The organism is Microbacterium sp. PF5, assembly GCF_004794315.1.
GTDB classification, from domain to species: Bacteria; Actinomycetota; Actinomycetes; order Actinomycetales; family Microbacteriaceae; genus Microbacterium; species Microbacterium sufflavum.
On the sequence record NZ_SSDQ01000113.1, the window covers coordinates 71,592 to 95,224 of the forward strand.

Consider the following 23,633-nt stretch of genomic DNA (forward strand, 5'->3'; position numbering starts at 1 on the left):
CCGGTATCCGGTCTCAGGCCCCGATGTCGTCGGCCGCTTCGATGAGCAGTTCGAGCCGGTAGCCGAGCCAGTCGTACACGGCCATCGCCTCCCCACCCGCGACGGGCTCCTCCACGGTGAGGCCGAGCCGCGTCGCGATCACCAGACGGATGGCGGTGAGGGTGCGCAGCCAGGCGTCGATGTCGCTTCGCCGGATCGTCACCTCCCGGGGCTCGCGGGCCTGTTCCGGCGTGAGCGGCGCCTCCGGGTCGAAGGCGGACAGCGCCGACCGCACGGTGCGCGCATCCAGGACACGCCGGTCGGTCACGTCGTCGCGAGTGGCCGCTGCGAACGCGGCGGCGGCCCCCTCGTCGTCGGGATAGGGGTTGGGCGTCAGTCGGGCGATCGCGGGGTCATTCGGATCCTGCTCGGCGATGAGGGTGAGGAAGTCGTCGACGATCCGCAGGAGCTGGGCGCCCTCGATGGCGGCGACGGTGAGGATGAGGGGGGCGGTCATGCGGATGCCTTCCGCACGGTCGCCCAGAGCCCGTAGTCGTGCATCGCCTGCGCGTGGACCTCCATCGTCTCGCGCGGCCCTGTCGCCACGATCGCGTGGCCCTCGTTGTGCACGGCGAGCATGAGTGCGGTGGCGTGCTCCTCGGTGTAGCCGAAGTAGGTGCGGAAGACACGGACCACGTAGCTCATGAGGTTCACCGGGTCGTTCCAGACGACGACCTGCCAGGGCTCGAGCGGCGCGGCGGACAGATCCGTGCTCTCGTCGAGATCGGGGAGTGCCGTGCTCATCGTCACGCCCATCCCAGCTCGTGCAGGTGCGCATCGTCGATGCCGTGGAAGTGCGCGATCTCGTGCACGAGCGTCGTGTGGATCTCGTCGCGCAGTTCATCGAGGGTCTCGCACTGGGCGAGGTGCGGCTCGCGGTAGACGATGATCCGATCCGGGAGTTCGCCCATGCCGTACTGTGTGCGTTCCGTCAGTGCGAGACCGTCGTACATCCCCAGCAGGTCGAGACTGCCGTCCTCGGGGCGGTCCTCGACCACGAACACGACGTTGTCGAGGCGGTCCACCATGTCGTCGGGCAGCAGGTCCAGCTCCTCGATCACGAGGGCCTCGAATGCGCCGGCGTCCATGTCCATCCAGACCAGCCTAGGGGCCATTCGGGACACCGGTCAGTGCAGCAGGACCAGCAGCGCTGCCACGAGGATGAACAGGCCGCCGAAGACGGCGTTGAGGATGCGCTGCCCGCGCGGCGAGGCCGTCAGGCGGCGGAAGGGCCGGGCCGCCACCGCGAAGAACCCCCACATCACCAGCACGTCGACCACGACGACCGTCGCGATCAGCGCGAGGTATTGGGGAAGCTGTGGCTGGTCGAGCCGGATGAACTGGGGAATGAACGCGAGGAAGAAGACGATCGCCTTGGGGTTGAGCAGGTTGACCCAGAAGCCCCGGCGCATCATCGACCAATGGCTCTCGTGCGCCGGTGCGGGGATGGGCGCGTCGTCGAGCGGTGGTGTCGGGCGGCTGAGGATGAGGCGGAGGCCGAGGAAGACGAGGTAGGCGGCGCCCGCGTAGCGGATGAGGGTGAACAGCACCTCGGATCGGGAGACGAGCAGACCGACGCCCGCGGCGACGATCACGACGTGAACGATCAGAGCGATCTGCTGGCCGATGATGCCCCAGATGGAGCGCCGCCAGCCCTGCGACAGGGAGTTCGACATCGTGTTGATCGCGCCAGCGCCGGGCGTGAAGCTGATCACCACCGACGCGGTGAGGAGCGAGAACCAGACCGCCAGTGACACGGCTCCAGTCTAGAGCCGCAGGGCAGCGTCGATCCGCGCCTCGAAACGGAAGAAGCCCGGTTCCGAGGAACCGGGCTTCTTCTCTCCGGGTGAGTAACGGGGCTTGAACCCGCGACCTCCTGGACCACAACCAGGCGCTCTACCAACTGAGCTATACCCACCATGCGCCCGCCTGCGCGGGCAACCCTACGAGTCTATTACATGTTCGAGGTGAACTCCGACACGGTGCGCGTCGCGATCTCCTTGGCGTCGTCGCTCGACGGACCCGGCTCGTCGACGAACACGGCCTCCCGGTAGTAGCGGAGCTCACGGATGGACTCGAGGATGTCGGCGAGGGCCCGGTGTCCGCCGTCCTTGGCCGGGGCCTGGAAGAACACCCGGGGATACCAGCGCCGGGAGAGTTCCTTGATGCTCGACACGTCCACGTTGCGGTAGTGCAGCCACTGGTCGACCTGCGGCATGTACTTGGCGAGGAACATGCGGTCGGTGCCGATCGTGTTGCCTGCGAGGGGTGCCTTGCGCTCGAGCGGGACGAAGCGACGGATGTAGGCGAGCGTCTGCTCCTCGGCTTCCGCGAGCGTGACGCCCCGCGGGATCTCCTCGATCAGCCCGGAGGTCTCGTGCATCTTCGTGACGAAGTCGTTCATGTGGGACAGCGCCTGATCGCTCGGCTTGATCACGACCTGGAATCCGGGGTCGAGGGGACGCAGCTCGAAGTCGGTGACGACGACCGCGATCTCGACGAGCTCATCCACGGAGAGATCGAGGCCCGTCATCTCGCAGTCGATCCAGACCAGGCGATCGTTCTCGGAGGCAGCTACCATGTCGTCATCCTATCGAGGGCACCGACATCGCCCGCCTGCCCGCGGTACGGTAGGACTGTCCGCCTCCGTAGCTCAGGGGATAGAGCAGGAGCCTTCTAATCTCTTGGTCGCAGGTTCGAATCCTGCCGGGGGCGCTTCCGATCGACGTAGCGACGGCATCAGCAGTGGCGAAGCGCGGCCACGGCATCGTCGGCACGCCAGAACTCTCCGATCAGCCGGAAGCGGCCGGTCGCGAGGTGCAGCCGCTCCGCCCGGTAGCGCAGACCGAGCGGGTCCGGCACGATCCTCAGGTGACCGAGGACATACTCCCGCGAGTCCTGGACCCGCCACAGGTGGTCGGCGGCGCGGACCAGATGCTCCTTCTCCGAGGAGAGACGAGGTGCGGCGAAGGGCACCTCGGGGGCCGTGGCGGACGTTCGTTCAGACATCGATTTCTCCCTTCCTGCAACAACGCTACGACGGGCCACCGACATTCGCGCCGCGCCGGGACACGCGTCTGACCGGGCTCTTCCTCCACGCTTCGTCGATGTCGGCGATGTGTCCCCACAGCGCGTGGATCCGTCAGTCGATGCTCCTGCCGTCACCGCAGGCTGGAGACATCCGGAGAGGTTCCGGCGACAGAAGGAGAACAGCATGACCGAGATGATCACCGTCGTGGGGCGAGTGGCGACCGATCCGCATCAGGGGCACACCGGCGCGGGGGTGCCCGTCACCAACTTCCGGCTGGCGAGCACGCACCGCCGCTTCGAACCGACGACCCAGACCTGGGTCGACTCCGAGACCAACTGGTTCTCCGTGGCGGCGTTCCGGCAGCTCGGTCAGAACGCCAGGGCGTCGCTGCGGGTGGGCGACAGCATCGTCGTGACGGGCCGCCTGCGCATCCGGGCCTGGGAGAGCAATGGGAAGCAGGGCACGAGTGCCGACATCGAAGCCGACGCGATCGGGCACGACCTGCGGTGGGGGACGACCGCGTTCCGGCCGTCGCCGAGACGCTCTCCGGAGACCGTGGCGGAGGGGGAGAAGGATGGGGAACAGTCTCCCGGTGCCGACTCCGCGAGTGGAAGCGCGCGGACGACGGCGAGTGGCCGAACCGGAGACGATCTGGGTGATCTGTGGGGCATCGACGGCTCCGGGGACGGGGGTGCGGCGACGGACCAGGCGTTCCCCGCCGGCTTCCTCGGAGCGGGAGCCAGGGTGTCGGCGGGGCAGTAGGGGCAGGCGCGCAGCGTCAGCCACGCACCGTCAGCACGCCGGGCTGTGGGTGTGGGCGACGTAGACTCGGCTCGTGCTCCGAACGGCCCCGTCACTCGCCCGCACCGCCCGCGCGTTCGTCGGAGCCGGTGCGATCCTCGTCCTCCTCGTCGGATGCACGGCCGCTGCCGGCGAGCATCCGACGCCGCCGAGCTCCCTGTCGCCCTCGCCCGCGGATACGGCGACGGCGTCGCCGGCACTGCAGCCCGAGGGCACCGCGGAAGACAATCTTCCGTATTTCCGGGCGATCGCGGAGGGTGTGTGGGCCTCGGAACAGCGGGCGGAGGGTCGGGCCTATATCGACGCGCTGGTGGCCGGGGGCTTCGATCGCACGGCCATGCAGGTCACGCCCGACCAGACCACCGTGGGCAACCCGGTGGAGAGCCTCCAGTTCTCGGTGCGCTGGGGAGAGGAGTCCTGCCTGGTGGGACAGGTCGGTCCCTCGACGGGACAGGTGGTGGCCGTCGTCATGCCCCAGCTCGCCGAGGGACGCTGCCTGGTCGGGACGACGCGTCCGATCGACTGGTGATGCTTCGATCACGAACCCTGCCGCCGACGGCCGGTAGGCTGGAGTGTCGATCTTCGACGCCAACAGAAGGAGCGGTTTTCGGTGGCTGAGTACATCTACTCGATGGTGCGTGCGCGCAAGGCGGTGGGCGAGAAGCTCATCCTCGACGACGTCACGATGGCGTTCCTTCCCGGAGCGAAGATCGGCATGGTCGGCCCCAACGGCGCCGGCAAGTCGACGATCCTGAAGATCATGGCCGGGCTCGACACGCCGTCCAACGGCGAGGCGAAGCTGTCGCCCGGCTATTCGGTCGGGATCCTCATGCAGGAGCCGGAGCTGGACGAGTCGAAGACCGTGCTGGAGAACATCCAGGACGGCATCGCGATCAAGGCGAAGCTCGACCGCTTCAATGAAATCTCGGCGCTGATGGCCGATCCCGATGCGGACTTCGATGCGCTGCTCGCCGAGATGGGCACCCTGCAGGAGGAGATCGACGCGGCCGACGGCTGGGACCTCGACTCCCAGCTCGAGCAGGCCATGGACGCACTGCGCACGCCCCCCGGCGACGCCGCGATCGCCCCCCTCTCCGGTGGAGAGAAGCGACGTGTCGCCCTCGCCAAGCTCCTGCTGCAGAAGCCGGATCTGCTGCTCCTCGACGAGCCGACCAACCACCTGGACGCGGAGAGTGTGCTGTGGCTCGAACAGCACCTGCAGTCGTACAAGGGCGCCGTCATCGCCATCACCCACGACCGGTACTTCCTCGACCACGTGGCCGAGTGGATCGCAGAGGTCGACCGCGGTCGGCTGATCGGCTACGAGGGCAACTACTCGACGTACCTGGAGAAGAAGGCCGAGCGTCTCGACATCCAGGGCAAGAAGGACGCGAAGCTCGCCAAGCGCCTCAAGGACGAGCTCGAATGGGTCCGTTCCAGTGCCAAGGGTCGCCAGACGAAGTCGAAGGCGCGACTCGCGCGCTACGAGGAGATGGCCGCGGAGGCAGAGCGGACGCGGAAGCTCGACTTCGAGGAGATCCAGATCCCCGCGGGGCCGCGCCTGGGCAACGTGGTGATCGAGGCGAAGAATCTGAAGAAGGGCTTCGACGGACGCTCGCTGATCGATGGCCTCAGCTTCAGCCTTCCGCCGAACGGAATCGTCGGCGTGATCGGTCCGAACGGCGTCGGCAAGACCACACTGTTCAAGACCATCGTCGGTCTCGAGCCCCTCGACGGCGGCGACCTGAAGATCGGCGAGACGGTCAAGATCAGTTACGTCGACCAGTCGCGCTCGTCGATCGACCCGAACAAGACGCTGTGGGAGGTCGTCTCCGACGGGCTCGACTTCATCACGGTCGGCAAGACGGAGATCCCCTCGCGGGCCTACGTGTCGAAGTTCGGCTTCAAGGGTCCTGACCAGCAGAAGAAGGCCGGTGTGCTCTCGGGCGGTGAGCGCAACCGCCTGAACCTCGCGCTCACGCTGAAGGAGGGCGGCAACCTGCTGCTCCTCGACGAGCCGACCAACGACCTCGACGTCGAGACGCTGAGCTCGCTGGAGAACGCCCTTCTCGAGTTCCCCGGCTGTGCCGTGGTCATCACCCACGACCGGTGGTTCCTCGACCGCATCGCGACGCACATCTTGGCGTACGAGGGCACCGACGAGAAGCCCGACCAGTGGTACTGGTTCGAGGGCAACTTCGAGGCCTACGAGCAGAACAAGATCGAGCGCCTCGGGCCCGACGCGGCCAAGCCGCACCGGTCGACCCACCGCAAGCTCACGCGCGACTGACCCGATGACTGCGCCTTCGCCGGGAACCCGCCTGCACATCCCGATCCACCTCCGCTGGGGGGATCTGGACGCGTTCAACCACGTCAACAACACCTCGATGCTCAAGCTGCTCGAGGAGGCGCGCGTCCGCGCGTTCTGGCGGGCGGGTCCCGGCGAGGAGGCGCCGTCCACGGCGGTGCTCGACTCCGGCATCGACGAGGGCATCCTGACGCTGATCGCCCGGCAGGAGATCGAGTACCTCGCGCCAGTGCCGTATCAGCGTCGACCGCTCGAGGTGCAGATGTGGTTCGGCAAGCTCGGCGGGTCCAGTGTCGAGGTCTGCTACGAGGTGCACAACGACCTGGCCGCGGAGCCGCGGGTGCTGTACGCGCGGTCGACAGCAGTGATCGTGCTCGTCGAGGCCGCGACGGGTCGCCCCACGCGACTCACCTCCGAGATGCGCGAGGCCTGGGAGCCGTACGTCGGCCCCTCCATCGAGTACGCGCACCGCTGACCCCGACGGCCGTGTGACCCGCGCCGAACGCTCGGATCAGGATGCCTCCGGCGGCACGCGGATCATGATCTCCTGCGCCACGCTCGCCACCAGCGAGCCGTCGCGCGTGTAGATCCGCCCGGTGGCCAGCCCGCGCCCGCCGCGCGCGTTCGGGGACTCCTGCGCGTACAGCAGCCACTCGTCGACGCGCGCGGGACGGTGCCACCACATCGCGTGATCGAGGCTCGCGACCTTGAGCCCCTGGTGTGCCCACGAGACCCCGTGCGCGCGCAGGATGGACTCCTGGATCGTCATGTCGCTGAGGTACGCCAGTGCCGCGCGATGCAGCCGCTGGTCGTCGGGGAGCGGAGCGCGCAGTCGCATCCAGACGGCCTGACGCGGGACCCGGGCATCGTCGTTGGGGAGGTACAGCGGCGACTCGACGTGACGGATGTCCGCGGCGCGATCGGTGAGCATCCGCCGCGCGCCCCCGGTGAGTCCGGGAACGCGATCCTCGTCGGGGGACAGCGTCTCCGGGTCGGGCACGCCCTCGGGCATGGGCTCCGCGTGCTCGACTCCCGGATCCGCATCCTGGAAGGACGCGATCATCGAGAAGATCGGCACCCCGTTCTGGTACGCCTGCGTGCGGCGCGTCGAGAATGAGCGGCCGTCATGGATGCGGTCGACGGCGATCGTGATGCCCTGACTCGCGTCACCGGGCCGCAGGAAATAGCCGTGCATCGAATGGACGGCGCGATCCTCCGGCAGGGTGCGCTCCGCCGCGAGGAGCGTCTGCGCCAGCACCTGGCCTCCGTAGATGCGGCCGCTCGGCATCGGGTGCGAGGAGCCCGTGAAGATGTCCTCGGTCGTCCGGGCCTGGGTGGCGTCGAGGTCGAGAACCTCGAGGAGTCGATCGACGGTCTGGATGGCGTGGTCGTCCGCGCTCATGGGTTCCTCTCCGCGACCGCAGGCGCCGCACCTCTTGGTAGTTTAGAACGCGTGCCGCCTACGCTCCTGCTCGCCGATCCCGACACGGCGAAGGATGTCCTGACGTTCGTGGGCCGCGCCGGTCGCGCGGGCGACGGGGGAGTACGACTTCAGGCCTCGCGCGGGGTCCTGGCGCTGACCACGGCCGTGCTCTCGCCGCAGACCCTGTTCGATCAGACCCCCACGATCCTCGCGATGCGTATCGTGCACGCGGACCCTGAGCTCGAATGCGACCTGGTCGTCGACAGCCTGTCGCCCGCCGACACCCCCGAACGCCTCATGCTGCCGGACACCGGCCTGTCGCCGTCCTGGGCCGGGGTATCCCCGCCGCGCCAGGGCTGGACCGTGGAGGCGTCGCTGGAGGCGTCCGTCGTCGCGCAGCGCGCACAGTGGGGGATCTCCGCCGTGGCGCGGGGGGCGGGCGCCGGCTCGGGCGAGGAAGCGGTTCGCGCGCTCCGAGCGGCCATCTGGGGCGAGCCCGACGACGATCTCGGCGGGCTGCCGCGCGGTGTGGCGTTCGCCGCGGACGCCATGGGCTTCATCTCGGGCGAGGAACAGGTCGGGGTGTCGCGCGCCGGTCGCTGGTCGCGGCTCGCCTTCCGTCGCGGGCATGTGCTGGCACGAGGCCCCGTGGCATCCGGGCTCACGGGCGTGCGGGCCACCGGCACCCGAGCCTGACGGCGCCGCCACCACGGCGCGACGGGACGGGCGCCAGGGCCTGATGGGACGGCCGAAGCGCCGGCGTGCCGGCGTGACCCGAGGGCGAGAGCCACGCTCGTCGATCGACCGCGCCGGGGCGTATCCGAGGGTTTCGCCACGAGCCCCGTGGCGCGGGGTCAGTCCGCCGCGGCGGCCGACCTTCCCGCCTGTCGCCCGGAGAACAGGCACCCGCCGAGGAACGTGCCCTCCAACGCCCGGTACCCGTGGACACCGCCACCGCCGAAGCCGCTCGCCTCGCCCGCGGCGAACAGGCCAGGGATCGGGATGCCCTGGGCGTCCAGCGCACGACCGTCGAGGTCGGTGTGGATGCCGCCCAGCGACTTGCGGGTGAGGACGTGCAGCTTGACCGCGATCATCGGGCCGGCGGCCGGGTCCTGCAGCCGGTGCGGCGCTGCCGTCCGGATGAGCTTGTCACCGCGGTAGCCGCGCATCGAGCGCAGCATGCCGATCTGGGCATCCTTGGTGAACTCGTTCTCGATCTCGCGGTCGCGCGCGACCACCTCGCGCCGCACGGTGTCGATGTCGAGCAGCTCGCCACCGTCATGCCGGCTCATCTGCTCCAACAGCGACTCCAGGTCGTTCTCGACGATGAAGTCCTGTCCCTCGTGGAGGAACGCCTGGACGGGGCCGGTCGGTCCTTTGGCGAGCCGCGACTTCAGCAGCAGCCCCACATCCTTGCCGGTGAGGTCGGGGTTCTGCTCGCTGCCGGACAGGGCGAACTCCTTCTCCACGATCTGCCGCGACGTGACGAACCAGGAGTGGTCGTGACCGGTGCGCCGGAGGTGCGCGAGCGTCCCGAGCGTGTCGAACCCGGGGAAGAGCGGCACGGGGAGGCGCGCGCCCGTCGCGTCGAGCCACAGGGACGAGGGGCCGGGGAGGATGCGGATGCCGTGCGCGGGCCACACCGGATCCCAGTTCGTGATCCCCTCCACGTAATGCCACATGCGGTCGCCGTTGATCAGGCGGGCGCCGGCGGCCGCGGTGACGGCCTGCATCGAGCCGTCGACATACGCCGGGACGCCGGAGAGCATGTGCGCCGGCGGCGTTCCCAGCCGTTCGGGCCACGCCGCACGGACGAGCTCGTGGTTGCCGCCGATCCCTCCGGACGACACGACGGTCGCATCCGCCGTGATCTCGAACGCGCCGATCACCTCGCGGGAGGACGGCACTCCCCGTTCCGCACCGCTGGAGGCGAGGACGGAGCCGCGGGCGCCGGTGACACGTCCATCCGTGACGATGAGGCTCTCCACGCGGTGCCGCGCGAGCACGGTGAGACGACCGCTGCGCTCGCCCTCCTCGACGGCCGCGGCGAAGGGGGCGACGATCCCGGGGCCGGTGCCCCAGGTGATGTGGAATCGCGGCACCGAGTTGCCCGGTCCGATCGCGCCGTAGCCGCCGCGCTCCGCCCAGCCGACCACGGGGAAGAAGCCCACGCCGAGGCTGCGCAGCCATGAGCGCTTCTCCCCGGCGGCGAACTGCAGATACGCCTCGGCCCAGCGGCGCGGCCACTCGTCCTCCGGGCGGTCGAAGCCCGCGTTGCCGAACCAGTCCTGGGTGGCGAGCTCGAGCGAGTCCTTGATGCCGAATCGGCGCTGCTCGGGGGAGTCCACGAAGAAGAGTCCGCCGAACGACCACCACGCCTGGCCGCCGAGGTTCGTCCGCGGCTCCTGGTCGACGACGATGACGCGGCGTCCGGCCGCCAGTGCCTCGCGGGCGGCGACCAGTCCGGCCAGCCCCCAACCGATCACCAGGACGTCCGTGGTCGGGGGCTTCGTCGTCATGTGTTCTCCGTTGATTCCTGACGTGTGCGGGTCTCGAGCGTCGGGCGCCCGTGGGGAGTCGTGCCGATGCCGGACGGCTCGAATGTGTTCACCATGGCATAGGCGGCGCGCTCCAGGTAGTCCCAGAGCGTGGATTCGTGCAGCGGAGACAACCGAGCCTCGTCGACGGCGGTGCGCATGTGACGAAGCCAACGATCACGCGCGTCCGGGTCGATGTGGAACGGCATGTGACGCATGCGCAGGCGCGGGTGTCCGCGGGTCTCGCCGTACGTGGTCGGACCGCCCCAGTACTGTTCCAGGAACATCCGCAGGCGGTCCTCGGCGGGGCCCAGATCCTCCTCGGGATACATCGGCTTGAGCACCGGATCGAGGGCGACCTCGCGGTAGAACACGGAGACGATCTTCCGGAACGTCTCTGCGCCCCCGACCTCGTCGTAGAACGTCATCTGTCGCCATTCCCCTCGGTCGACGGCTTCTTGCGGCGCCAGATGCCGCGGTCCGGGATGACCGGCACGCCCGTGACGGCGTTCGGCCGGGTCTTCGGCGGGTTCGCCCCGCGCACGCGCCGTGCGCCTTCGAGCCCCGTCGGCACGACATCGGACATGCGCGGCACCGCGATCTCCTTCTCCAGCAGAGCGGCCCGCAGCCGGCGCCGCAGCTCCTGTGCGACGTCGTCTCTGGCGTTCGCCCTGGTCTTGATGACGACGCGGACCACAAGGGCGTCGCCGTCGATGGATTCCAGGCCCCACAGCTCGGGCTTCTCGACGATGCGCGTCCGCCACTTGGGGTCCTTCGCGAGGCCCTGTGCCGTCTCGAGCATGATGTGCTCGACCTGGTCGAGGTCGGCGTCCGGCGCGACGCCGGTGTCGACGATCGCGCGCGCCCAGCCCTGCGACATGTTGCCGATGCGCGTGACCTCGCCGTTGCGGACATACCAGAGCGTGCCGTTCACGTCGCGGACCTGGGTAATGCGCACGCTCACGTACTCGACCACGCCGCTCGCCAGACCAAGGTCGACCACGTCACCGATGCCGATCTGGTCCTCCGCGACGAGGAACATCCCGTTGAGCACATCTTTGACGATGTTCTGGGCGCCGAAACCGAGACCAGCACCCACGGCGGCGGTCAGCAGCGTGAGCGACCCGAGCAGGCTGGGACTGAGAGCGTTCACGACCAGCACGATCGCGATGACCACCAGCATCACGTTGACGATGTTCTGGAGGATCGTGCCCAGGGTCCTCGTGCGCTGGACCAGACGCATATCGGCGAGCGGAGAGCGTTCGAGCGCCTGGGTGTCGTCGACCGACGCCTTGTTCTTCGCGCTGTCCACGATCCGGTGCACGACGCGCCTGATCACGCCCCGCAGCACGAACGCGATCACCACGCAGGAGGCGATGATGATCGCGACGACGAGCGCTTTGCCGCCGATGTGTCCGAGCAGGGTCAGCAGGTCCTGGACCCAGTCGGGAAGCGGGGTGGGAGTGGGGTCTGGCGTGGTCTCGAGGGGGAGGATCATCGCTGCCGAGTTTACCGAGCGGGCCTCTGCCCCGGCTGGAAGCGCGGCGGCAGAGGCGCGGACGGAGGGTGGCGCCGATCAGTCCTCGGCGTCGCGGGACTGCGCCGCCAGCGCGCGCTCGACGTCGGCGAGGTTCTCCAGCACGAGGCGACGGAGAGCCGGCGGAGCGTCCTGGTGCGAGGACAGCCACGAGCGCGTTGCGTCGCGCAGCGCCACGTCGGCCAGCGCCGTGGGGAACAGGCCGACGATGAGGTACTGGGCGATCTGGTAGGTGCGCGACTCCCATACCGGCAGCAGCATGTCGAAGTACTTCGGCACGAACTCGCCGAGCACCTCGGCGCCTGCGGGGTGCACGAAGCCGAGGGCTGCCGACCGGACGATCGTGTTCGGCGCGTCATCCCGCTCGATCAGAGAGGCCCACGCGGCCTGCTTCGAGGCGGCGTCGGGAAGAGCGGCTCGTGCCTGCGCGGCGAACTCCGCGCCCTTGGCGGTGTTGTCGGCGGCGAGAGCGGCGTCGATCGTCGCGGCGTCCGTCGCTCCGATGGTCGCGAGTCCGACGAGCAGCTGCCAGTTCAGGTCGGCGTCGATCTCGAGACCGGGGAGGGTCTCCTCGCCGGAGCGCAGGCGCCCGACGACGCCGGCGTGCTCAGGGGTGACCAGGGCGTTCGCGAACGCCGTGACGAACTGGAGCTGGCTGTCGCTGCCCGCTTCTGCGGCTTCGGCGAGGGCCCACAGGCCGTCCGCGACCTTGAGCCGCGCCGCCTGGCGCTCCTCGGGTCGCACGTACAGCGTGGCCGCCGTGCGCAGCTGGGCGAGCGTCGTGCGGACCGTGGTCGACTCGGTCTCGCGGCCGATGTTGCCCAGTACGAGGTCGATGTAGTCCGAGGCCGCCGTCTCCGCGTCGCGCGTCTGGTCCCAGGCGGCGCCCCACACGAGGGAGCGCGCAAGCGGGTCGTGGATGTCGGCGAGGTGTGCGATCGCCGTCGCCAGCGACTTCTCGTCGAGACGGATCTTGGCGTAGGCGAGGTCGTCGTCGTTCAGCAGGATCAGGTCGGGGCGCGCGAGGCCCTGCAGTTCGGGGACCTCGGTGCGGTCGCCGTCGACATCGACCTCGACGTGGTGGACGCGCGTGAGCGTGCCGTCCTGCAGCGAGTAGAAGCCGATGCCCAGGCGGTGCGGACGGATGGTCGGGTAGTCCGCCGGGGCGGTCTGAGTGATCGCGAAACGCGAGATCTTGCCGTCGTCGCCCTCGGCCACCACGGGCTCGAGCGTGTTGACGCCGGCCGTCTCCAGCCACTTCTTCGACCAGGTGCCCAGGTCGCGTCCACTCGTGGCCTCGAGCTCCGACAGCAGGTCGCTGAGCTCGGTGTTGCCCCACGAGTGCTTCTGGAAGTACTGCGACACCCCGGCGAAGAACGCCTCGATGCCGACCCATGCGGCGAGCTGCTTCAGCACCGAGCCGCCCTTGGCATAGGTGATGCCGTCGAAGTTGACCTGCACGTCTTCCAGGTCGTTGATCTCCGCGACGATCGGGTGCGTGGAGGGGAGCTGATCCTGGCGATAGGCCCAGGTCTTCTCCATCGCGTTGAACGTGGTCCAGGCCTCGGTCCATTCGGTGGCCTCGGCCGTCGCGATGGTGGAGGCCCACTCCGCGAACGACTCATTGAGCCACAGGTCGTTCCACCACTTCATGGTGACCAGGTCGCCGAACCACATGTGCGCGAGCTCGTGCAGGATCGTGACGACCCGGCGCTCCTTGACGGCGTCGGTGACCTTGCTGCGGAAGACGTACGTCTCGGTGAACGTGACCGCACCCGCGTTCTCCATCGCCCCGGCGTTGAACTCGGGCACGAACAGCTGGTCGTACTTCGCGAACGGGTAGGGGACGCCGAACTTCGATTCGAAGTACGCGAAGCCCTCACGGGTCTTGTCGAAGATGTAGTCGGCGTCGAGGTGCTGCCACAGGCTCTTGCGGCCGTAGACGCCGAGCGGGATCACGCGGCCGGAGGCGCTGGTGAGCTCGGAGAACGTGGACTCGTAGGGTCCCGCGACGAGGGCGGTGATGTACGAGGAGATGCGCGGCGTCGGCTCGAATCCCCAGGTGGCGGTGACGTCGTCGTCGTGCACGATGGGCTCGGGCGTGGGGGAGTTGGACACGACCTTCCACGCCGCGGGCGCCGTGACCGTGAACTGGAACGTCGCCTTGAGGTCGGGCTGCTCGAAGACCGCGAAGACGCGGCGCGAGTCCGGCACCTCGAACTGCGAGTACAGGTAGACCTCGCCGTCGACGGGGTCGACGAATCGGTGCAGGCCCTCGCCGGTGTTGGTGTAGAGGCAGTCCGCGTCGACGACGAGCACGTTCTCGGCCTGCAACCCGGACAGCGCGATGCGAGAGTCGGCGAAGACCTCCTGCGGGTCGAGCTGCTCGCCGTTGAGAGAGATCTCGCGCACGTCGCGGGCGATCAGATCGATGAAGGTGAAACCGTCGGGCGTCGCGGAGAAGCGCACGACGCTGCGGGAACCGAAGACCTCGGCGCCCTTCGTCAGATCGAGGGCGACCTCATAGGAGTGCGTGTCGATGACATCGCGGCGCTCCTGCGCTTCGATTCGGGTGAGGTTCTCTCCAGGCACAGCTGTACTCCCAGGGGTGAGGGGATGTCACCGGGGTCGGCGCAGTTGGCGCCGACGGCAACCATGACAGCCTACGCCAGTGCGCGAGGCGGGCTCACGCTCTGTGCGCATTCTCCCGGCGGCGGGCGGACACCGGTGCCTCGACGAGGTGGGAGGATGGAGGGGTGACTGCGATCGAGCCGAATGTCGTCCCCTTTGCCTCGCCTGCCGCCGCCAGCGGTGCGCCCTTCGTGACCACGCCCGTCGCGTACGATGCGATCCTCCTCGCCGGCTTCGGTGGCCCGGAGGGTCAGGAGGACGTGATCCCGTTCCTCCGCAACGTGACGCGCGGCCGCGGCATCCCCGACGAGCGGTTGGAGGAGGTCGCGCACCACTATCGTCACTTCGGCGGCGTGAGCCCCATCAACGGGCAGAACCGCGTGCTCAAGGAGGCGCTCGAGCAGGCGCTCGTCGCGCGCGGCATCGAGCTGCCCGTGTACTGGGGCAACCGCAACTGGGCCCCCTACCTCGAGGAGGTCGTGCCCGAGGCGGCGCGCAACGGGCACACCACGCTGCTCGCGTTCGCCACGAGCGCCTACAGCTCGTTCTCCAGCTGCCGCCAGTACCGCGAGGACTTCGCGCGCGTGCTGGAGGAGACCGGCCTCGGGGAGACCGTCACGATCGACAAGATCCGCCCGTTCTATGACCACCCGGGTTTCGTCGAGGCCTTCGAGTCGGGAGTGCGGGAGGCCATCGAGGGCTTCCTGGCGCAGGGCATCGCCGCGCCGGACATCCAGATCCTGTTCTCGACGCACAGCATCCCGACGGCCGACGCCGAGCGTTCCGGCGCCCGCGACATCGACTGGGGCGAGGGCGGCGCCTATGCCGCGCAGCACCTTGCCGTCGCGGCCTGGGTGATGGACCGCGTACGGCAGTCCGTGCCGGCGGCGGCCGACGTGGCCTGGGAGCTCGTCTACCAGTCGCGCTCGGGGCCCGCGTCGCAGCCGTGGCTCGAGCCGGACGTGTGCGACGTGATCGGTGACCTTCCCGCGCGAGGGCGGCGCGCGGTCGCGGTCGTGCCGGTGGGATTCATGAGCGACCACATGGAGGTGCTCTGGGATCTCGACACCGAGGCGGCGGAGGCGGCGGAAGACGCGGGACTCGCGTTCACGCGCACGCCGACGCCTGGCGTGTCGCCGACGTTCGTCGAGGGGATCGTCGACCTGATCGAGGAGCGGCTGCAGGGGCGTCCGAACGAGGAGCGCGCTCACGTCACGTCGCTCCCCGGCGGCTTCGACGTCTGCCGGCCCGGCTGCTGCGAGAACGTCAGGGCGGGGTTCAAGCCGGCGGCCGCCGGCGTCGCCCCGTGACCGGAACGGGTGTCGGCGGCGGCTTCTAGGATGGAAGCCATGCGCATCCACATCGCCACCGATCACGCTGGACTCGATTTCTCCACGCAGCTGCAGGAGCACCTGCGGGCGGCGGGGCACGAGGTCGTCGACCACGGTCCGGTGGAGTACGACGCGCTCGACGACTACCCGGCGTTCTGCATCCGGGCTGCTCAGGCGGTGGTCGCCGATCAGGAGGCGGGCGTCGAGGCGCTGGGTGTCGTGTTCGGCGGATCCGGCAACGGCGAGCAGATCGCGGCGAACAAGGTGCGCGGTGTCCGCGCGGCCCTGGTGTGGAACCTCGCCACGGCCGAGCTCGCACGGGAGCACAACGACGCCAACGTGATCTCCATCGGCGCGCGGCAGCACACGTACGACGAGGTGACCTCCTTCATCGACCGGTTCATCTCGACCCCGTTCTCGGGCGACGAGCGTCATGTGCGCCGCATCGGACAGATCGCCGACTTCGAGCGCGACGGCTCGCTGCTCCCGGATCCGCGGGGCTGACATGCCCGAGGGTCACTCCGTCCACCGCATCGCCCGGCAGTTCGACCGCAACTTCGTCGGCAAGGTGCTCCGCGCCTCCAGCCCCCAGGGACGCTTCGCCGAGGGGGCGGCGATCCTCGACGGGCGCACGGCGACGAGCGTGCAGGCGGTCGGCAAGCAGATGTTCCTGGAGACCGAGGGCGACCTGTGGCTTCGCGTGCACCTGGGGCTCTACGGTGCCTGGGACTTCGCTGGCGAGATCCTCGTCGACCCCACGATCGCGTCTGCGAATGGACGTATGGGTCAGACGAACCAGCGAGGCACCGTGCTGGAGGACCCGATCCTGGACGACGCCGGAGAGAACTCTCTCGCCTCGATCGGCGCCCCGCGACGCACGCGGGTGCACGTGCGCATGTCCGAGCAGACGAAGGGTCTCGCGGACGAGGGGGTGGAATGGCCGCCGCCCGTGGTGGGGCAGGTGCGTCTGCGGCTCATGACCGACATCACGGCCGCCGACCTGCGCGGCCCTACGGCCTGCGTTCTGCAGACGCCCGAGGAGATGCTCGCGACGGTCGCCAAGCTCGGTCCGGATCCGCTCGTCGGTGATCCGGCCGAGAACGAGGAGCGCTTCGTCCGCGCGGTGCGCAAGAAGTCGACGCCCATCGCGCTGCTGCTGATGGACCAGGCGGTGGTGAGCGGCATCGGCAATGTGTATCGCGCGGAGATGCTCTACCGGCAGCGGCTCAATCCGCACACGCCCGGACGAGACGTGCCGGAGGATGTGGTGCGCGCCCTCTGGCACGACTGGGTGCGCCTGCTGGCGATCGGTGTCGAGACGGGTCAGATGATGACGATGGACGACCTGTCGCCCGACGAGTACCGTGCTGCGATGGCGAGCCGCGACGACCGGCATTGGGTGTACCACCGCGCCGGACTCCCGTGCCGGGTCTGCGGCACCGAGATCGCGCTCGAGGAGATCGGCGCGCGCAAGCTCTACTGGTGCCCCCGCTGCCAGGCGTGAGTCCGCGCTGGCGTGTGCGGGCGCCCCTAGGCTGAATCCATGCGACAGAATCCGAGCTTCACGCTCGCCGACGTGACCGAGATCCGGCGCGTGATCGAGGCCAACCCCTGGGCCACCATCGTGAGTTCGACCGACGACGGGCTCGTCGCCTCGCACTATGCCGTGCTGCTCGACGACGACCGCGACGACCTGACGATCGTGGCGCACGTCGGGCGTCCCGACGACCTCATCCACGGGCTGGGGGAGCGGGAACTGCTGGTGGTCTTCCAGGGCCCGCACGGCTACGTGTCGCCCGGCTGGTACGGCGATGTCCCCGCGGTGCCCACATGGAACTACACCGCCGTGCACCTGGCGGGCACACCCGAGATCCTGACACCGGACGAGAATCTGCGGGTGCTCGACCGCCTCGTGGAGCGGTTCGAGAACGGCATGCCCGAGCCGCGGCTGATGTGGCAGCGTCCCAACGACGCCGCGTTCGTGGAACGGCTCGCCGCAGGGACAGTGGGATTCCGCCTCACCCCCGCGCGCGTCGTCGCAAAGCGCAAGCTCAGCCAGAACAAGCCCGTCGAGACGATCGAGTCGGTGATCGCGGCACTCGAGAGCGAAGGCCCGTACACCAACCGTCCTCTGGCGGCGGAGATGCGGCGCGCTCAGGTGGCGCGCGAGGGGAACCGGGCATGATGGCGCGGAACGACACCGTCGGGACGGTGCGCGCCGTTCGTCTGGCCGGTCCCGGCCGGGAGTTCCTCATCGACGACGAGCCGGTGGACCTTCACCTCGACGGCGGCGTCATCGTCGACATCGCGCCGACCGGCGCCCTGCGACCGCGTGGACAGGTGCTCGACGCCGATGGTCTCTGGGCGGTCCCCGGCTTGTGGGACAACCACGTGCACACGGTCCAGTGGGCGCTGGCGGCGGAGCGGGTCCCGTTGCATGACACGACCTCGGCGGCGGAAGCCGCGCTGCGGATGGGTGAGGCGCCGACGCTCCCCGACGGACGCCGCATCGGTACGGGATTCCGCGACGCCCTGTGGCCAGATCGGCCGAGCCTGGAGCTGCTGGACGCGACGACGGGAGCGGCGCCCACCTACCTCATCAATGCCGACGTGCACAGCGTGTGGCTGAACACCGCTGCTCTCGCCCGCGAAGGCTTCCGTGCTGACGACGGGGTCCTGCGCGAAGAGGACGCCTTCGAGATCTCGCGCCGCCTCAACGCGGTCGACCCGGCGCACAGCGACGAGGCCGTGCTCCGCGCCGGTGAGGCCGCAGCGGCGCGAGGCGTCACCGGACTGGTCGATTTCGACATGGCGTGGAACGCCGCTGCCTGGCCGCGCCGCATCCGTGCGGGCTTCGCCGCGCACCGCGTGGAGTTCGCGTTCTATCCCGCAGACCTCGATCGTGCCGTGACCGAAGGGCTGCGTAGCGGCGAGCCGCACGAGGAACCGGACACTCCCGCCGAGGCGCGCGGTCTGATCCGTGTCGGCTCGCTCAAGATCATCACGGACGGGTCGCTGGGAACCCGCACCGCCGCGTGCTCTCACGCCTATCCGGACGACCCCGGCAACTACGGGGTCCTGACGGTACCGGGCGATGAGCTCGTCGCCCTGCTGACCACCGCGACCGGCGCGGGCATCACGGCGGCCGTGCACGCGATCGGCGACCGCGCTGTCACGTCCGCCCTCGACGCCTTCCTGGTCACCGGGGCGACCGGTTCCCTGGAGCACGCCCAGCTCGTGCGTCATGCCGACCTGGCGCGGTTCGCGCGCCTCGGTGTGATCGCCAGCGTGCAGCCGCAGCACGCCGTCGACGACCGTGACTTCGTCGAGCACCACTGGGCAGGGCAGACCTCTCTCGGCTACCCGCTGTCGTCTCTGTTCGCCGCCGGTGCCGAGGTACGGTTCGGTTCCGACGCCCCGGTGGCGCCCCTCGACCCGTGGCAGGCCCTGTCGGCGGCGGTCTGGCGCACGGATGATGAGCGGGAATCGTGGCACCCGGAGGAACGCCTCACGGTCGACCAGGCGTTGAGCGCCAGCGTGCGCTCCACGCTCCGACCCGGGGAGATCGCCGATATCGCGCTCACGTCCGCGGATCCGCGCACCGCAGATGCCGCCGCGTTGCGCGCGATGCCCGTGGCCGCCACCCTTCTCGCGGGCCGCGTGACCCACGTCGGCTGAGGCTCGCGCACGCGGAGAGGGCGGCCCCGGTATCCCGGGGCCGCCCTCTCCGAAGGTGCTGACTGGTCAGGCCGCGATGTGCGACACGAGGAACCAGCGGTCCTTCTCCAGTCCGCGCTGGATCTCGATCGCGACGTCCTGGCTGGTCAGGTCGACCTCGTCGAGGCCCTCGACGGCCGCCTTGACGTCGACGAGGATGGCGTCGATATCGGCGATGACCGCGCGGATGAGCTCATCCGACTGCGCGAAGCCGGCGGCGACCGACGTCGAACCGGCCTTCTCTGCGACGGCCGAGACACGCGCGTCGATCGGGAGTCCGAGGGCGACGATCCGCTCGGCGGCGGTGTCGGCGAAGTCGCCGGCGTGGGCGACGATGGTGTCGAGGAGTTCGTGGACGCCGACGAAGTTCGCCCCGCGCACGTGCCAGTGCGCCTGCTTGCCGTTGATGGTCAGGGCCTGAAGGCCGAGGACGACGGGGGAGAGGAACTGCGCGGCGCCGGCGGCGACGGTGGGGTCGATGGCGGTGGGGGAAACGGTCTGTGCCTTGCTCATCTTGTGCTCCTCCGGGAGATTCTCGTGTCTGATGGGAACAACGCTACTCAGCTGAAAATGTTCCGCAAGCAAGATGAGGCATCGCTTACCGCCGCGAATCGGCGCGGGACGGGCGACGGCTAGAGTCGCTGCATGAGCGACGACGCGACCATCCTGTCTCTGCCCGGCCGCACTCCCGATCTCGACGACTCGGTGTTCCTCGCCGCGGGCGCCAGGGTGATCGGGGAGGTGACCATCGGGGAAGGGTCCAGCGTCTGGTACAACGCGGTCCTCCGGGCGGACTCCGCTGCGATCACGATGGGCGCCGGCAGCAACGCACAGGACAACGTGTCGATCCATGTCGACAGCGGACACCCGGTCGTGATCGGAGACGATGTCTCGATCGGGCACAACGCCGTCGTGCACGGCTGTCGGATCGGCGACGGTTCGCTCATCGGAATGGGAGCCGTGGTGCTGTCAGGCGCCCGTATCGGCTCGGAGTGCCTCATCGCCGGCGGCGCGCTCGTACTCGGCGACGCGGAGGTGCCGGACGGCTCGCTGGTGGCAGGCGTCCCGGCCCGCGTTCGTCGCGCGCTGAGCGACGAGGAGCGTGCCGGGTTACGGGAGAACGCTCGGATCTATCGCGCACACGTCGAGACCCATCGTGGTGCGGCGCACGCCGACGCGTCCGGGGAGGAGAGCGGTTCGGACGGGCGGTAGTCTCGGAGGGCAGGGGGCGGTGGCCAAGCTGGTTAAGGCAGTGGGCTCATAACCCAACGATCGCGGGTTCAAGTCCCGCCCGCCCTACGACTCGGATTTGCACGGGATCCATGCCGCCATGGGGCGCACCGGATGAGGAGGCTGAGAGCATCCGCACTCCGAAGGGAAGTCATGCAGCTCTCACCAGAATCCGAGACCGTCGTTCGCGCCACCGCCGGTGTGGTCGCCGAGCACGCCGAGGAGATCACTCGACTGTTCTATCCGCGGATGTTCGCGGCGCACCCCGAGCTTCTCCGGGTCTTCAACCGGGCGCACCAGGCGCACGGTGAGCAGCCGAGGGCCCTCGCCGCCTCGGTCGTCGCATTTGCCGTGTCCCTGATCGATCCCGAGGCGCCCGATTTCACGCCCGTGATGCGGCGCATCGCTCACAAGCACGTCTCGCTCGGTATCCGCGCGCGTCAGTACACGATCGTGGGACACCATCTGCTCGACGCCGTGGGGATCGTGCTGGGCGACGCGGTGACCCCGGAGGTCCGTGCTGCCTGGGACGAGGTGTACTGGCTGTTCGGGTGCTCACTCATCGCGGAAGAGGCTCGACTGTATGCGTTGGCCGGCACCGACCCCGAGCACCCGTGGCGCAAGCACCGCGTGGTCGAGCGGATCGCGGAGGCCGACGACGTGATCACCCTCGTGCTCGAACCCCTCGACGGTGCGGTCGCCGATCACCGCGCGGGGCAGTACGTGGCCGTCGCCGTGGATCTGCCGGACGGCTCACGGCAGCCGCGTCAGTACACGCTGTCGTCTGCGCCCGGGGGCGGAGCACTGCGGGTGACCGTGAAGCGGGTGCGCGGGGTCGATGGTACGCCCGACGGCCAGGTGTCCACGTGGCTGCACGACAACGCGATGCCCGGCACGATCCTCGACGTCTCACAGCCCGCCGGTGACGTCGTCCTCGATGAGTCGCACGACCCGCTGGTGCTGGTCTCGGCAGGGATCGGCATCACCCCGGTCGCGGCGATGCTGGACGGCGTTCGACGCACGCAGCCCGAGCGCACTGTGCGGCTCTTCCATGCCGATCGCACACCGTCGTCGCACGCGCTCGTCGGCCCCGTGCAGGAGAACCTCAGCGGCCTGGAGGATGCGATGGCGGTGCGCTGGTACTCGTCGGCCCCGACGGACGCTCCCGTCCTCGACGGCGTGCGCGCCGGGCGGATGGACCTGACGGATGTCGAGCTTCCCGCCGGGGCGCGGGTGCTCCTGTGCGGACCCCTCGGCTTCATGCGCGACATGCGCGCGTCACTGCTCGGGCGCGGCGTGCCCGCGGAGCGGATCGACTACGAGGTGTTCGGCCCCGACACCTGGATGCGCCATCCAGCGGACGCGTCGGCGGCGTGAGCAGCGAGCGGTCGAGGACGCCGGTTCACCGGGGCCTCCGGAGACCAGAACGACAGGAGAGGGCCGTGTCAAGCCCCTCCTGTCGGCCGTCCGGACGCGCCAGCCTCTTTCTGTGCGGCGTCCGCCGCTGAACGGGAGGCAACATGAGCATCGGCACTGGAATCGTGCTCTTCGTGATCGGGGCGATCCTCGTCTTCGCGGTGAACGTCGAGGTGACCTGGGTGAATCTCGACATGGTCGGATACATCCTCATGGGAGCCGGAGTCGTCGTCTTCTTGATCGGCATCGTGCTCCTGGCACGTCGCCGTCGGACAGAGACCGTCTCGCGCACGTATGTCGATCCCGCCACGGGGGAACCCACCACCCGACGGTCGGTGAGCTCGAGTTCCGACGACGGACTCTGAGCGACACGGACGGCTCGCGGGGACCCTGGGCCCCGCGAGCCGTCTGCGTGTCAGCTGAGGTCGGCGCCCTCGAGATGCTCCTCGACGAGGGTGATGCCGCCGCTCGAGTTCGCCGAATGCGCGAGCTCCTCGATCCACCGTCGACTCAGTTCCGGCGGCTCGGGAGCGTCGAACACGAAGCGCAGCGGGATGGAGGGGTGCAGCCACAGCGTCGAACGGCCGGGTGCGTCACCCTCGGGGTGCCGCCAGGAGAGCGTGAAGCTCTCATTGCGACGAAGCTTGGTGGCGATGACGACTTTGAGGTGGGCGAGCGCCCTGTCGTCGATCTGGATCGGGGTCTGAGTGTCTCCGTAGTAGAGGCTTCCCATCGTCAAACGACCTTGGTGCTGCAGAGGACTGCGGTGTTCATGGGGGCTCCTCGAAACATGCTGGGGGCCGGACGGGGTGATCCGGATACTTCGGACTCTAATCGGCTCAGCCGATAGAGCCCGAGAGGGCGCGCAACTCGCCGTCACGCACGAAACAAGTGTGCGCGCGGTGTCAGGTCCGGGGCAACGTCGGCGGCATGGAGTACGCCTCACGATAGGCCGCGGCGAAGCGCGAGGAGTTGCTGAACCCCCACCGCCGCGCGATCGTCGCCACGGAGGCCCCGTTGCGGGCCAGCAGGTCTCTATGGGCTCCGTCGAGGCGGGCCCGACGCAGTGCCTCGGTGGGGGTGATGTCGAGCGCCCGACGGAAGGCGTACTGAAGTCCCCGCGTGGACATGTACGCGGCGGCTGCCACGTCATCGATCGTGATCGGGAGATGGGCGTTGTCGTCGATGTACGCGAGGGCGCGCCGCACCGACGCAGGGGCGCCCGACCGCTGGCTCGGACGCCGCAACGCATCGCTGAACGTCGTCGAGAAGCTCGTCATCGTGAGCATCAGCGCGTGGCGCTCGAACTCCTTCCCGACCAGCGGGTCGACGGGCTCGCCTTCGACGAGCGTGCTCTCGAGGTAGGTGAACATCGCCCCCCACCGGTCGGCGTCGGCGCGGGAATGGGGCGAGAGCCCGGTGGCTTTGAGCTCCACCCGGTCGTCTCCCGTCACCTGACGCATCGTGGCCTGGGCGGCCGACCGATCGAAAACGAGGGCGCGCACGCGGGCTCCGTGCTCCCACGTCGCGTCCACCTGGGTGCCGTCGGTGAGCCACGGCACACCCGCGTCGAGCACGTCGAGCAGCCCCTTGTGCCAGTCGGCCACCTCGTGCCAGTCGCCGGTGAACGTC

The 23,633-nt window shown here is 69.3% G+C and carries 27 protein-coding genes and 3 tRNA genes; 15 read left to right on the plus strand and 15 right to left on the minus strand.

Annotation, left to right across the window (positions count from 1 at the left end; translation table 11 throughout):
- Positions 1-13: 13 nt before the first annotated feature.
- From DW297_RS09945 to orn, 6 genes are all read right to left on the minus strand, one after another.
- A complete protein-coding gene (locus DW297_RS09945; protein ID WP_136031858.1) occupies positions 14-496 on the minus strand; it encodes a DUF2017 family protein in 483 nt (160 codons plus the stop codon).
- Positions 493-783 (minus strand): ATP-dependent Clp protease adapter ClpS, encoded by a 291-nt coding sequence (gene clpS / locus DW297_RS09950; protein WP_136031860.1) that lies wholly within the window; start codon positions 781-783, stop codon positions 493-495. The genes DW297_RS09945 and clpS overlap by 4 nt, the downstream gene beginning before the upstream one ends.
- Positions 784-785: 2 nt before the next feature.
- Positions 786-1,133 carry a metallopeptidase family protein gene (locus DW297_RS09955; protein WP_136031862.1) on the minus strand — a complete coding sequence of 116 codons (348 nt, stop codon included), beginning with the start codon at positions 1,131-1,133 and terminating at the stop codon, positions 786-788.
- A 33-nt stretch (positions 1,134-1,166) separates the two neighbouring features.
- Positions 1,167-1,796 (minus strand): LysE family transporter, encoded by a 630-nt coding sequence (locus DW297_RS09960; protein ID WP_136031863.1) that lies wholly within the window; start codon positions 1,794-1,796, stop codon positions 1,167-1,169.
- An 88-nt stretch (positions 1,797-1,884) separates the two neighbouring features.
- A tRNA-His gene (locus tag DW297_RS09965) sits at positions 1,885-1,957 on the minus strand.
- A gap of 36 nt (positions 1,958-1,993) precedes the next feature.
- Positions 1,994-2,620 (minus strand): oligoribonuclease, encoded by a 627-nt coding sequence (gene orn, locus DW297_RS09970; RefSeq protein ID WP_136031865.1) that lies wholly within the window; start codon positions 2,618-2,620, stop codon positions 1,994-1,996.
- Positions 2,621-2,681: 61 nt separating this feature from the next.
- Between orn and DW297_RS09975 the strand changes: the two genes are divergently transcribed.
- Positions 2,682-2,754, plus strand: a tRNA-Arg gene (locus tag DW297_RS09975).
- Between the two features lie 24 nt (positions 2,755-2,778).
- Here the strand turns inward: DW297_RS09975 and DW297_RS09980 are convergent.
- Positions 2,779-3,048 (minus strand): hypothetical protein, encoded by a 270-nt coding sequence (locus tag DW297_RS09980; RefSeq protein ID WP_136031867.1) that lies wholly within the window; start codon positions 3,046-3,048, stop codon positions 2,779-2,781.
- Between the two features lie 205 nt (positions 3,049-3,253).
- Between DW297_RS09980 and DW297_RS09985 the strand changes: the two genes are divergently transcribed.
- The 4 genes from DW297_RS09985 (at position 3,254) to DW297_RS10000 (ending at position 6,654) form a co-directional block, all read left to right on the plus strand.
- Positions 3,254-3,832, plus strand: coding sequence for a single-stranded DNA-binding protein (locus DW297_RS09985; protein ID WP_136031869.1), 579 nt, complete (start codon positions 3,254-3,256; stop codon positions 3,830-3,832).
- Positions 3,833-3,905: 73 nt separating this feature from the next.
- Complete coding sequence (locus DW297_RS19240) at positions 3,906-4,400, plus strand: DUF6993 domain-containing protein (RefSeq protein WP_240744576.1); 495 nt, start codon at positions 3,906-3,908, stop codon at positions 4,398-4,400.
- Between the two features lie 81 nt (positions 4,401-4,481).
- Positions 4,482-6,161, plus strand: a complete 1,680-nt coding sequence (gene ettA / locus DW297_RS09995; RefSeq protein WP_136031871.1) for an energy-dependent translational throttle protein EttA — start codon at positions 4,482-4,484, stop codon at positions 6,159-6,161.
- 4 nt (positions 6,162-6,165) lie between these two features.
- Entirely contained in the window at positions 6,166-6,654 is a 489-nt protein-coding gene (locus DW297_RS10000) for an acyl-CoA thioesterase (protein WP_136031874.1), read from the plus strand.
- A 36-nt stretch (positions 6,655-6,690) separates the two neighbouring features.
- Here the strand turns inward: DW297_RS10000 and DW297_RS10005 are convergent, their stop codons facing one another.
- On the minus strand, positions 6,691-7,581 hold the full coding sequence (locus tag DW297_RS10005; RefSeq protein WP_136031876.1) for an acyl-CoA thioesterase: 891 nt from the start codon (positions 7,579-7,581) through the stop codon (positions 6,691-6,693).
- A gap of 51 nt (positions 7,582-7,632) precedes the next feature.
- Between DW297_RS10005 and DW297_RS10010 the strand changes: the two genes are divergently transcribed.
- Positions 7,633-8,298, plus strand: coding sequence for a hypothetical protein (locus DW297_RS10010; RefSeq protein ID WP_136031878.1), 666 nt, complete (start codon positions 7,633-7,635; stop codon positions 8,296-8,298).
- A 158-nt stretch (positions 8,299-8,456) separates the two neighbouring features.
- Here DW297_RS10010 and DW297_RS10015 read toward each other — a convergent pair whose 3' ends face one another.
- The 4 genes from DW297_RS10015 to pepN form a co-directional block, all read right to left on the minus strand.
- A complete protein-coding gene (locus tag DW297_RS10015) occupies positions 8,457-10,121 on the minus strand; it encodes an FAD-binding dehydrogenase (protein ID WP_136031880.1) in 1,665 nt (554 codons plus the stop codon).
- Positions 10,118-10,567: a globin gene (locus DW297_RS10020; protein WP_136031882.1), complete on the minus strand. Its 450-nt coding sequence runs from the start codon at positions 10,565-10,567 to the stop codon at positions 10,118-10,120. Before DW297_RS10020 ends, DW297_RS10015 begins: the two co-directional genes overlap by 4 nt.
- Positions 10,564-11,637, minus strand: a complete 1,074-nt coding sequence (locus DW297_RS10025) for a mechanosensitive ion channel family protein (protein WP_136031884.1) — start codon at positions 11,635-11,637, stop codon at positions 10,564-10,566. The genes DW297_RS10020 and DW297_RS10025 overlap by 4 nt, the downstream gene beginning before the upstream one ends.
- Before the next feature lie 78 nt (positions 11,638-11,715).
- Positions 11,716-14,268: an aminopeptidase N gene (gene pepN / locus DW297_RS10030; RefSeq protein WP_136031887.1), complete on the minus strand. Its 2,553-nt coding sequence runs from the start codon at positions 14,266-14,268 to the stop codon at positions 11,716-11,718.
- A gap of 164 nt (positions 14,269-14,432) precedes the next feature.
- Between pepN and DW297_RS10035 the strand changes: the two genes are divergently transcribed.
- The 5 genes from DW297_RS10035 to DW297_RS10055 are packed head-to-tail and all read left to right on the plus strand — an operon-like array spanning position 14,433 to position 19,316.
- Positions 14,433-15,617, plus strand: coding sequence for a ferrochelatase (locus DW297_RS10035; protein ID WP_136031889.1), 1,185 nt, complete (start codon positions 14,433-14,435; stop codon positions 15,615-15,617).
- 39 nt (positions 15,618-15,656) lie between these two features.
- Complete coding sequence (locus DW297_RS10040) at positions 15,657-16,142, plus strand: ribose-5-phosphate isomerase (protein ID WP_136031891.1); 486 nt, start codon at positions 15,657-15,659, stop codon at positions 16,140-16,142.
- Position 16,143: 1 nt separating this feature from the next.
- The gene (locus tag DW297_RS10045) at positions 16,144-17,142 is read left to right on the plus strand and encodes an Fpg/Nei family DNA glycosylase (RefSeq protein ID WP_136031893.1); all 999 of its coding nucleotides are present in this window, start codon (positions 16,144-16,146) and stop codon (positions 17,140-17,142) included.
- A 39-nt stretch (positions 17,143-17,181) separates the two neighbouring features.
- Positions 17,182-17,823 (plus strand): FMN-binding negative transcriptional regulator, encoded by a 642-nt coding sequence (locus tag DW297_RS10050; protein WP_136031895.1) that lies wholly within the window; start codon positions 17,182-17,184, stop codon positions 17,821-17,823.
- The gene (locus DW297_RS10055) at positions 17,820-19,316 is read left to right on the plus strand and encodes an amidohydrolase (protein WP_136031897.1); all 1,497 of its coding nucleotides are present in this window, start codon (positions 17,820-17,822) and stop codon (positions 19,314-19,316) included. Before DW297_RS10050 ends, DW297_RS10055 begins: the two co-directional genes overlap by 4 nt.
- Positions 19,317-19,382: 66 nt before the next feature.
- On the opposite strand, the gene DW297_RS10060 is transcribed toward DW297_RS10055, so the two are convergent.
- The gene (locus tag DW297_RS10060; RefSeq protein WP_136031899.1) at positions 19,383-19,868 is read right to left on the minus strand and encodes a Dps family protein; all 486 of its coding nucleotides are present in this window, start codon (positions 19,866-19,868) and stop codon (positions 19,383-19,385) included.
- Positions 19,869-20,000: 132 nt separating this feature from the next.
- Between DW297_RS10060 and DW297_RS10065 the strand changes: the two genes are divergently transcribed.
- From DW297_RS10065 to DW297_RS10080, 4 genes are all read left to right on the plus strand, one after another.
- Positions 20,001-20,567 carry a gamma carbonic anhydrase family protein gene (locus tag DW297_RS10065; protein ID WP_136031901.1) on the plus strand — a complete coding sequence of 189 codons (567 nt, stop codon included), beginning with the start codon at positions 20,001-20,003 and terminating at the stop codon, positions 20,565-20,567.
- A gap of 13 nt (positions 20,568-20,580) precedes the next feature.
- Positions 20,581-20,654, plus strand: a tRNA-Ile gene (locus tag DW297_RS10070).
- A gap of 45 nt (positions 20,655-20,699) precedes the next feature.
- Positions 20,700-21,962: a globin domain-containing protein gene (locus DW297_RS10075; RefSeq protein WP_446724365.1), complete on the plus strand. Its 1,263-nt coding sequence runs from the start codon at positions 20,700-20,702 to the stop codon at positions 21,960-21,962.
- Between the two features lie 143 nt (positions 21,963-22,105).
- Positions 22,106-22,366 carry a DUF6458 family protein gene (locus DW297_RS10080; RefSeq protein ID WP_136031905.1) on the plus strand — a complete coding sequence of 87 codons (261 nt, stop codon included), beginning with the start codon at positions 22,106-22,108 and terminating at the stop codon, positions 22,364-22,366.
- A gap of 50 nt (positions 22,367-22,416) precedes the next feature.
- Here the strand turns inward: DW297_RS10080 and DW297_RS10085 are convergent, their stop codons facing one another.
- Together DW297_RS10085 and DW297_RS10090 are read right to left on the minus strand one after the other, a co-directional pair.
- Positions 22,417-22,734, minus strand: coding sequence for a DUF7882 family protein (locus DW297_RS10085; RefSeq protein WP_136031908.1), 318 nt, complete (start codon positions 22,732-22,734; stop codon positions 22,417-22,419).
- 172 nt (positions 22,735-22,906) lie between these two features.
- Positions 22,907-23,633 (minus strand): helix-turn-helix transcriptional regulator (locus tag DW297_RS10090; protein WP_136031910.1); only part of this gene is annotated, 727 nt, incomplete at its 5' end.

Bases quoted from the DNA above. Each gene is read 5' to 3' on its own strand.
- DW297_RS09945 (WP_136031858.1), bottom strand. From the start codon at position 496: ATGACCGCCCCCCTCATCCTCACCGTCGCCGCCATCGAGGGCGCCCAG.
- clpS (WP_136031860.1), bottom strand. From the start codon at position 783: ATGAGCACGGCACTCCCCGATCTCGACGAGAGCACGGATCTGTCCGCC.
- DW297_RS09955 (WP_136031862.1), bottom strand. From the start codon at position 1,133: ATGGACATGGACGCCGGCGCATTCGAGGCCCTCGTGATCGAGGAGCTG.
- orn (WP_136031865.1), bottom strand. From the start codon at position 2,620: ATGGTAGCTGCCTCCGAGAACGATCGCCTGGTCTGGATCGACTGCGAG.
- DW297_RS09980 (WP_136031867.1), bottom strand. From the start codon at position 3,048: ATGTCTGAACGAACGTCCGCCACGGCCCCCGAGGTGCCCTTCGCCGCA.
- DW297_RS09985 (WP_136031869.1), top strand. From the start codon at position 3,254: ATGACCGAGATGATCACCGTCGTGGGGCGAGTGGCGACCGATCCGCAT.
- DW297_RS10000 (WP_136031874.1), top strand. From the start codon at position 6,166: ATGACTGCGCCTTCGCCGGGAACCCGCCTGCACATCCCGATCCACCTC.
- DW297_RS10005 (WP_136031876.1), bottom strand. From the start codon at position 7,581: ATGAGCGCGGACGACCACGCCATCCAGACCGTCGATCGACTCCTCGAG.
- DW297_RS10015 (WP_136031880.1), bottom strand. From the start codon at position 10,121: ATGACGACGAAGCCCCCGACCACGGACGTCCTGGTGATCGGTTGGGGG.
- DW297_RS10020 (WP_136031882.1), bottom strand. From the start codon at position 10,567: ATGACGTTCTACGACGAGGTCGGGGGCGCAGAGACGTTCCGGAAGATC.
- DW297_RS10025 (WP_136031884.1), bottom strand. From the start codon at position 11,637: ATGATCCTCCCCCTCGAGACCACGCCAGACCCCACTCCCACCCCGCTT.
- DW297_RS10040 (WP_136031891.1), top strand. From the start codon at position 15,657: ATGCGCATCCACATCGCCACCGATCACGCTGGACTCGATTTCTCCACG.
- DW297_RS10045 (WP_136031893.1), top strand. From the start codon at position 16,144: ATGCCCGAGGGTCACTCCGTCCACCGCATCGCCCGGCAGTTCGACCGC.
- DW297_RS10050 (WP_136031895.1), top strand. From the start codon at position 17,182: ATGCGACAGAATCCGAGCTTCACGCTCGCCGACGTGACCGAGATCCGG.
- DW297_RS10055 (WP_136031897.1), top strand. From the start codon at position 17,820: ATGATGGCGCGGAACGACACCGTCGGGACGGTGCGCGCCGTTCGTCTG.
- DW297_RS10060 (WP_136031899.1), bottom strand. From the start codon at position 19,868: ATGAGCAAGGCACAGACCGTTTCCCCCACCGCCATCGACCCCACCGTC.
- DW297_RS10065 (WP_136031901.1), top strand. From the start codon at position 20,001: ATGAGCGACGACGCGACCATCCTGTCTCTGCCCGGCCGCACTCCCGAT.
- DW297_RS10075 (WP_446724365.1), top strand. From the start codon at position 20,700: ATGAGGAGGCTGAGAGCATCCGCACTCCGAAGGGAAGTCATGCAGCTC.
- DW297_RS10080 (WP_136031905.1), top strand. From the start codon at position 22,106: ATGAGCATCGGCACTGGAATCGTGCTCTTCGTGATCGGGGCGATCCTC.
- DW297_RS10085 (WP_136031908.1), bottom strand. From the start codon at position 22,734: ATGGGAAGCCTCTACTACGGAGACACTCAGACCCCGATCCAGATCGAC.